The organism is Nitrospira sp. BLG_2, assembly GCF_049222245.1.
Genome location: NZ_JBLYIG010000002.1, coordinates 1 through 2041, shown reverse-complemented (window position 1 = coordinate 2041; position 2041 = coordinate 1). Strand labels below are relative to the sequence as shown.

The window sequence follows — 2041 nt, the reverse complement described above, 5'->3', positions numbered from 1 at the left end:
ACGGTGGTCAGACCGGATTGGATCTTCGACACCACGCCGCTGACTTTCATATGCGTCGCCTTTCGGGGCACCCCCCCTTCGTCGGCGAAACCATAGGAACCCGGCATCATCACGGCCAGAACCATGGAAACAAGAACGATGATCTTACGCATGGGCCTCTCCTCTGGAATAGTTGTTGATTCCGGCCTCCGGTGACATGGTCCTCTCGCGCTATCCTCCTCGCTTCTACCGGCCGCGCCCGGTTTGTTCGCCGAAGCGGCGTGGATTCACCCGCCCACGGACGAGCGTTCCACGCCTGCATCAGGACCTCCTATTGAAAGTTTCACTCCGTAGAGTGCCCGTAATGTCTTTTTATCCACGGAGTCTTCACTGCATGATATTCTTCAGCTGAATCTTTAGCGCCGGCAGGCCTTCACGGACCTTTACGGATTAGGGTGTGGTGCTCATTGGCCAAATCACGAGCCTCGTGCGCAGCTTTCCTGAAATCCTCGGCAATGGCTCGGAGGTGCGTGATGTGTTCGGTCGTTTTCGAAGAATCTCCTTCGAACGCTCCTGGAAACTTTTCGTAGTATTCGGCCGCAAATTCCCACTGCTCTGCTTTTGCTTTCAAATCCTTCGCCTCTTCGGCATAGTACAAGGCCAAGCCACGGTGGTCCCCTTTTTCAATCAATTTCTCAAGAGGTTGTCCGGCAAAACTTTGCGTCGCAATGAGAAGACCGAGACCCAAGAATGCGCAGACCCATTTAACCTTTAACATCGAACGCCTCCTTGTGTGTTGGTTAACAGTCCGCTTGCCCCAGTGAGACTACGTGCGGCACGACACAATCATCCGATCCGAATCTGTCTTGCTCGCATTCCCTCCTTTCAATCAGGCAAGAATCGCCGAAAAATGACAGCACGACACCTCGATGGCCGCAAATCAGGGACAGATTGTTCCGTCGTTAGGGACTATTGTCAAGGGTTATCCCTGCGAGTCTTTCAACAACATCAGACGACCATTCACACCTACCTCAAGCCCCACTTCGTTCCCGTTCGGATCTTTTAGGTACAGGCTCTGGTTCACCCCTGTGATCGATCATGCCGATTGAATCAGCGACAGTGCGTGATGCGTGTGGCCGGCCGTCAGCCCAGCGGCTACCCCATTGAAGATTGGCCCCACTTCCTTGAACACGAACGACATGATCAAGATGACTGTTTACTCCTGACTACCCCTGTTTAGGAACAGCTTGTAGAAGCAATGTTTTGACCGCCGCATGCTCCAGCACGACATCGGGATTTCGTTGCAATGCATCGTAATAGTTCCGGCCGAATCCTTCACCAGCTTCCGACGGGGTTAGCAGACTTCGCAGTGAGGCAAGCAGCTCAGTGATCTGAGCACCGGAGGCGGTCCGATCCTCTTCGGCCAGTTCGTCGAGTTTGGTGATGGAGTGAGACAGCGGTCTTAACCAGGCAAACCAAGAATCCCCCAGCACCAATTGAAGAAATGCTCCATTGGATGCAATGCGGCCGTGCACGCGCTCGTACGACAGTCGCTCCGCGTCCAGCAATGCTTTATGGAGGCGGAGCAGCGCGCGGGACACGTCGTCTAATCTCACGTGCCTGACCGGCCCTTGCATGAGTTTCCCCTCATCCGTACCTACAGCTCCTCGGCCGGCTTCCCGCCGGCTCCCCTGCCGATTGGAACGGTGGCTCCGTTGATCTGGGCCGCCTCATCGGAGGCGAGAAAGAGCAGCGTCTTCGCGATGGATTCCGGCTTCGTCCACGTCGATGGATCAGCTTGAGGCATACCTGCACGGTTGGCCGGCGTATCAATGGTCGTCGGCAACACCCCATTGACGGTGACGCCCGATCCTTTCAGTTCGAGCGCCAGCACGTTGATCAACGCAAGCAGCCCCGACTTGGCGACGAGGTAGGCAGCGGCGCCGGGAAACGGCTCGACCGCCGCCCAAGCCGCCATGTGCAGAATGCGACCGGTTCCGCGCTCCATCATATGGGGCAGGACGGCTTTCGACAGCAGGAATGCGGACGTCACGTTTATCGT

General features: G+C 56.1%; 3 protein-coding genes. All 3 read right to left on the bottom strand.

What is annotated here, in order from left to right; genetic code table 11:
- Positions 1 to 412: 412 nt before the first annotated feature.
- A complete protein-coding gene (locus ACOSYY_RS00055) occupies positions 413 to 757 on the bottom strand; it encodes a hypothetical protein (protein WP_421660171.1) in 345 nt (114 codons plus the stop codon).
- A gap of 448 nt (positions 758 to 1205) precedes the next feature.
- On the bottom strand, positions 1206 to 1595 hold the full coding sequence (locus tag ACOSYY_RS00050) for a hypothetical protein (RefSeq protein ID WP_421660170.1): 390 nt from the start codon (positions 1593 to 1595) through the stop codon (positions 1206 to 1208).
- A gap of 41 nt (positions 1596 to 1636) precedes the next feature.
- Positions 1637 to 2041 (bottom strand): SDR family oxidoreductase (locus ACOSYY_RS00045; protein WP_421660169.1); only part of this gene is annotated, 405 nt, incomplete at its 5' end.